The 6243-nt window shown below is 38.7% G+C and carries 4 protein-coding genes and 1 pseudogene; 3 read left to right on the top strand and 2 right to left on the bottom strand.

Annotated features, from left to right (window positions below; translation table 11 throughout):
* A pseudogene (locus FS608_RS31460) lies at positions 1-138 on the bottom strand (xylose isomerase); the annotation flags it as partial.
* A 380-nt stretch (positions 139-518) separates the two neighbouring features.
* Here FS608_RS31460 and FS608_RS23750 point away from each other — a divergent pair.
* The 3 genes from FS608_RS23750 (at position 519) to nspC (ending at position 4551) form a co-directional block, all read left to right on the top strand.
* Complete coding sequence (locus FS608_RS23750; RefSeq protein WP_144555028.1) at positions 519-1505, top strand: glycoside hydrolase family 43 protein; 987 nt, start codon at positions 519-521, stop codon at positions 1503-1505.
* Positions 1506-2183: 678 nt separating this feature from the next.
* Entirely contained in the window at positions 2184-3422 is a 1239-nt protein-coding gene (locus FS608_RS23745; protein WP_144555027.1) for a saccharopine dehydrogenase family protein, read from the top strand.
* A gap of 1 nt (position 3423) precedes the next feature.
* Positions 3424-4551, top strand: coding sequence for a carboxynorspermidine decarboxylase (nspC, locus tag FS608_RS23740; protein ID WP_144555026.1), 1128 nt, complete (start codon positions 3424-3426; stop codon positions 4549-4551).
* Positions 4552-4684: 133 nt separating this feature from the next.
* Here the strand turns inward: nspC and gucD are convergent, their stop codons facing one another.
* A complete protein-coding gene (gene gucD, locus FS608_RS23735; protein WP_144555025.1) occupies positions 4685-6157 on the bottom strand; it encodes an alpha-ketoglutaric semialdehyde dehydrogenase GucD in 1473 nt (490 codons plus the stop codon).
* Positions 6158-6243 lie beyond the last annotated feature (86 nt).

The following is a 6243-nucleotide window of genomic DNA, read 5'->3' as shown; positions in this document are numbered from 1 at the left end:
TGCAACGGAGAAACGAAGTATTTCTTCCATTGTCTTGCCATTAATTTTTTCTTCTGGATTATAATACTTAAATGCTAGCGGGTTTTTAGATGCAGCACCTTCAAATTGAATTTTATTAATTGTTTCGAAATAAGCCATGGGATTATTCCTCCTAGAGTTTTATGGGTTCAGAACAACAATGTAAATGCTTACAAAGGTTTCTGAAATCTCTTAACCTTTGATACTCAAAGTATAACATCGTTAACTTAGTTTGTCTATCAGATAAACTAAGATTAAATTTTTTTTGAAAAGTAAATCAAAGATCTTGTATAACTATTTGGTTAGTATCTACTTTAGTGGAAAAATAAAGTCTTTATAGATGTTTTCATTTAAAAACCCTCGTCTAGTTATAGCGAAATGTTTCTATTATGCTTAATTTAAGTATTTTTTACAAAATCTTAGTTGAATCAATATACAAAGTATCTTTGTTCAGTTATAATAAATTTGTAATAATCTAAACTATTTAATGGGGAGATATGATGATGAAAAACTCAAAGCCCAATGAACCAATAGTAACGCATATTTTTACAGCAGATCCTTCCGCACATGTCTTTGAAGGTAAGCTTTATATTTATCCTTCTCATGACCTTGATCACGATGAGCCATCTAATGATAATGGTGACCAATATAAGATGGAAGATTACCATATTTTATCCATGGATGACGTAAATGCACCATGTGTAGACCACGGAGAGGCTCTTCATTTAAAAGATATCCCTTGGGCAAGTAAACAGCTTTGGGCACCAGACGCTGCTTACAAAAATAACACGTACTATTTGTTTTTCCCAGCAAGAGATAAAGATGGTATTTTCAGAATTGGGGTTGCGACAAGCCCTAATCCGGCAGGACCTTTTACACCTGAAGAAAATTATATACCAGGCAGCTTCAGCATTGACCCTGCTGTCTTGGTGGATGAAGATGACAAAGCATATGTTTATTTCGGCGGTCTTTGGGGAGGACAGTTGGAAAAATGGCAGACAGGAACATTTACCTCAGATGCTGAAGGTCCAGCCGCTACAGAACCTGCTTTAGGACCAAGAGTAGCTGAATTAAGCGACGATATGCTGACGTTTAAAAGTGAACCACAGGAAATTTCCATTGTGGATGAAAACGGTAATCCAATTCTTTCTAGTGACGAGGACCGAAGATATTTTGAAGGACCATGGGTTCATAAATACAATGGTCTTTACTATCTATCCTATTCTACTGGTACCACTCATAAAATTGTTTATGCGGTAAGCGAAAATCCACAAGGTCCATTTGTGTTCAAAGGGACGATTCTTACACCTGTAATTGGCTGGACCACACATCATTCGATTGTCCAGTTTAATGATAAATGGTATCTATTTTATCATGATTGCTCGTTATCAGATGGGGTGAATCATAAGCGTTCTGTGAAATACACGGAACTAAAATATAACGAAGATGGAACGATTCAAACAATTGACCCTTATGGGAATAAATAATCATACTAATGACTGGCTCTCACTTATGGGGGTCAGTTTTTTCTATATACAGAGGTCCTTGTGGTCATATTCTCCCCATTAAAAGCGCCTATAACCATCCACTGGTTTCCCTTCAAATATTTTCCGACATCTTTTTTAAAATTTTTATTGCCATTTATATTAGTTGCTGATATTATTGAAGGTGCGTAAATTGGAAAGCTGTTATTCAATATATCTGGATCTTTCCAAGCAGATAATTTTTGACCACTTCCTTCAAGAAGTTAAGGCCATACGGACAGCCGGGTCAAATGCCGAATGGCAACTTTAGTTGCCTTATTGATTGAGTTAAAAGCTCAAATTTTATAAGTTGGTTACTTTACAACCAGTGCATATGCACACAACTTGTGAAACGGTCAATAAGAGTAGTAAAAGTAATTATTTGCTATATAGACTCTGATCCTATTAAGATATATTTTGAATATTATAGAGCTTCCTTACTGATTTTTTAAGGACCTTTATCGTAGTGGTTTGATTTCTATTACGGTATACGTATGCTTTTTTAATATTGATGATTATATCTAAAGCAAGTGTTGTGCGCGGTTATGCGTTATGATTCACTTGCTTTTTTTGTTGTGAACTTTTAGAGGAATTAAATTTCTCTCAGCTTAAAAAAAATTAACCAGTTAGGAGATTAAGAGAATGGGAAAAGCACTTATTATTGGCGCCGGCGGCGTGGCATCAGTAGCAATTCATAAATGTGTACAAAACAGTGAAGTATTTGAAGAGATTTGCATCGCAAGTCGTACAAAATCAAAATGTGATGAATTAAAAGCGAAACTAGATGGCGGTAAAACCAAAATCACGACTGCACAAGTGGATGCTGACAATGTTGAGGAATTAATTGCCTTAATTAATGAAGTAAAACCAGATATCGTAATGAACCTAGCTTTACCATACCAGGACTTAACAATTATGGATGCTTGTCTTGCAACAAAAACACACTATATGGACACAGCAAACTATGAGCCAGAAGATACCGCTAAATTTGAATATAAATGGCAGTGGGAATACCGCGAGCGTTTTGAAAAAGCTGGAATTACCGCTCTTTTAGGCAGCGGCTTTGACCCTGGTGTAACAGGTGTATTCTCTGCTTATGCTCTAAAGCATTATTTTGATGAAATCGAATATATCGATATTCTTGACTGTAATGGCGGCGACCACGGCTATCCGTTTGCAACAAACTTTAATCCTGAAATCAATATCCGTGAAGTTTCTGCTAACGGAAGATACTGGGAAAACGGTGAATGGGTTGAAACGGAGCCAATGGAAATCAAACGCGAATATAACTTCGCTGAAGTTGGTCAAAAGGATATGTATTTGCTTTACCATGAAGAGCTTGAATCTCTTGCGCAAAATATCCCAGGAATTAAGCGTATCCGTTTCTTCATGACATTTGGCCAAAGCTATATTACACACTTAAAGGCCCTTGAAAATGTGGGAATGACTTCTATCGAACCAATTGAATTCGAAGGAAAACAAATTATTCCACTTCAATTCTTGAAGGCTGTATTACCTGATCCTGCTTCCCTTGGTCCACGTACAGTTGGTAAAACAAACATCGGCTGTATCTTTAAAGGGAAAAAAGACGGAAAAGATAAAACCTATTACGTCTACAATGTTTGTGACCACCAAGAGTGCTATAGAGAAGTCGGTTCTCAAGCCATCTCTTATACAACAGGCGTTCCTGCAATGATCGGTGCAGCGATGATCATGACTGGCAAATGGAATAAACCAGGCGTATTCAATATTGAAGAATTTGATCCAGATCCATTCATGGAAGAGTTAAACAAATGGGGACTTCCATGGGTAGAAGACTTTAATCCTGTGCTAGTTGATGAATTGCCTGAAGAAGCAAAAGAGCTGGAGCTTGTTCGTTAAGATGCGGTTTGAAGAATTACCAACACCGTGTTATGTCGTTGATGAAAGTCTTGTGGAAAAAAATCTCAAAATCCTAAACGGTGTCATGAAACGCACAGGTGCTAAGATTGTTTTAGCGCAAAAGGCATTTTCGATGACAAAATTCTACCCTCTTATTGGAGAGTATCTAAGTGGAACAACTGCAAGCGGTTTGTACGAAGCACGACTAGGTTACGAGGAAATGGGCAAAGAGAATCATGTCTTTGCCCCTGCCTATCGCGCAGATGAAATCGATGAAATTATCTCAATTTGCGATCATATTATTTTCAATTCTTTCTCCCAGTTGGAGAAATTTAAAGATAAAGCACTTCAAGCTGGCAGGAAAGTTGGCTTGCGCATCAATCCGCAATGTTCTACTCAAGTGGGACATGAAATCTATGACCCTTGTTCACCAGGTTCAAGGTTCGGTGTCACTAAAGAACACTTTCGTCCCGATTTGCTTGATGGCGTTTCAGGGCTGCATTTCCACACCCTTTGTCAACAAAACTCTGATGACTTAGAAACGACTTTAAATGCAGTCGAAGAAAAGTTTGGTGAGTTTCTTCCGCAAATGGAATGGATCAACTTTGGCGGCGGCCATCATATCACAAGAGAAGATTATGATATTCCGCGGCTAGAAGCGTGCATTAAAAGAATGCAGGAAAAATACGGCTTAGAAGTTTACCTTGAGCCAGGAGAAGCAATTGCTCTTAATGCAGGCTACTTAATTACCTCCGTACTTGATTTACATCAAAACGGACTGGAGATTGCAATTCTTGACACATCTGCTACCTGCCATATGCCTGATGTCTTGGAAATGCCGTACCGTCCTCCTCTATTTGGATCAGGGCAAGCTGGCGAGAAACCATTTACCTATCGCCTTGGCGGGCAAACCTGTCTGACTGGTGATGTTATTGGCGATTATTCTTTTGATCAGCCATTAAAGAGCGGTGATCGTTTAGTTTTCGGTGATATGGCAATCTATACGATGGTCAAAAACACTACGTTTAACGGGATGCCATTACCTGCCATCGCTGTTCAAGATAAAGATGGAGATTGTCAAGTTGTGCAGCAATTTGGCTATCAAGATTTTAAAATGAGACTAGCTTAATAGAATAGTAGAAAAAAAGGGAGAAGTGCAAGTAATGCACTTCTCCCTTTTACACTATTCCCTAATCTAAAATCCTATCAATCTTTGAAATACTTCTGTGCTCGACGTTACCCAAGCAAACATCACCTTTTCTTTAAAAATCCCCTTTGACAAACACTGTCTTAATAGCTGTAAAGAATTCTTTGGCAGCTTCCCCCTGTTCGCGTGAGCCTGTACTTGATGCTTTCATTCCACCAAATGGAGCCTGAAGTTCTACACCAGCACTTTCCGCATTGATTCTTACGAGTCCTGCTTCAATTTCATCGACAAAGCTTAATAATGAATTGATGTTGGAGGTAAAGATAGAGGCACTAAGGCCATATTTTGTATCATTTGCAAATTCAATTGCTTCTTCTAATGATTCTGCTTTGATTAACGCGATTACTGGTCCAAAGATCTCCTCTTGGGCAATCCTCATTTGGGGTGTTACATTTTCAAAAATTGCTGGAGAAATAAAAAATCCGTTCTTGAATTCTTCTCCCGGTAAAACTTCACCGCCCAAGACTAGGGTTGCTCCTTCTTCTCTACCAATTCCAATATATTTTTGTACAGTGTTAAACTGGGCTTCACTTGCACATGGCCCCATCCAAATACCTTCTTGTAAGCCATTACCCACTGTTATTTTTTTCGTTTCTTCAATCAATTTTTCTTTAAACTCATCATAAACCGCTTTGTCCACAATCACTCTGCTTGAAGCTGTACATTTTTGCCCAGTTGACCGGAAGCCTCCACTGATTACACCTTCAACCGCCAAGTCAATATTAGCATCCTTGGTGACAATCACTGGATTTTTCCCGCCCATTTCCATTTGGAATTTAATGCCACGCTCCGATGCTGCTCTGGCTACATTTTTACCAACACCTTCCGAGCCGGTAAAGGTAATTGCATTTAATAGAGGATGTTCAATTAGCGCCTGGCCGATAACAGACCCTGAACCCGTGATAAAGTTCAACACCCCTTCAGGCAGACCAGCTTTTACGAAGCAATCTACTACCTTCGCTACCGTTACTGCACCTTCTGTCGCTGGTTTAAGTACAATCGTGTTACCATAAACAAGGGCCGGTGCGATTTTCCAAATAGGAATCGCAACTGGAAAGTTCCATGGAGTAATGACCCCAACTACACCAAGCGGTGACCGTTTTGTAAACATCAAAGCATCTTTATCGGAAGATGGAATAACATCTCCTTCTTTACGCATACCCTCGCTTGCATAATAGCGAAGAATGGCAACACCTCTGGCCGTTTCCCCTTTTGCTTCAGGAAGTGTTTTCCCCATTTCTCTTGTCATCGTCTCAGCAATATCGTTTAGATTTTCTTCCATGATATTAGCTGCTTTAAATAGTAATTGTCCTCTTGCCGCTTGACCAAGCTTGCGCCATGCTTTTTTTGCCCGATGTGCAGATTCTACAGCTTTATCCAAATCCTCTTTTGTAGAACTCTGGACATATCCAACAATTTCCTCCTTATTGGCAGGATTAATACTTTTGATTACTTCTTGAGAGGCAGATTCTACCCATTCGTTATTGATAAAATTCTTATATGTTTCTGTTTCGTATATTGTTTGCATCATTTACTTCTCCTTTTCTATCGGCATTATTTACAAATAAAATGTTGTTTTCTTAGCTGATTTATGTAGGTTGGCTGATTTACCGC

The sequence above is a fragment of the Bacillus sp. X1(2014) genome (genome assembly GCF_007678255.1).
Note: the sequence above shows the minus strand (reverse complement) of the source record. Positions and strands in the feature narration are given on the sequence as shown.

What these genes read in the sequence shown, in the direction of transcription:
- nspC (WP_144555026.1), top strand. Translation starts at nt 3,424, where the DNA reads ATGCGGTTTGAAGAATTACCAACACCGTGTTATGTCGTTGATGAAAGT.
- gucD (WP_144555025.1), bottom strand. Translation starts at nt 6,157, where the DNA reads ATGCAAACAATATACGAAACAGAAACATATAAGAATTTTATCAATAAC.
- FS608_RS23750 (WP_144555028.1), top strand. Translation starts at nt 519, where the DNA reads ATGATGAAAAACTCAAAGCCCAATGAACCAATAGTAACGCATATTTTT.
- FS608_RS23745 (WP_144555027.1), top strand. Translation starts at nt 2,184, where the DNA reads ATGGGAAAAGCACTTATTATTGGCGCCGGCGGCGTGGCATCAGTAGCA.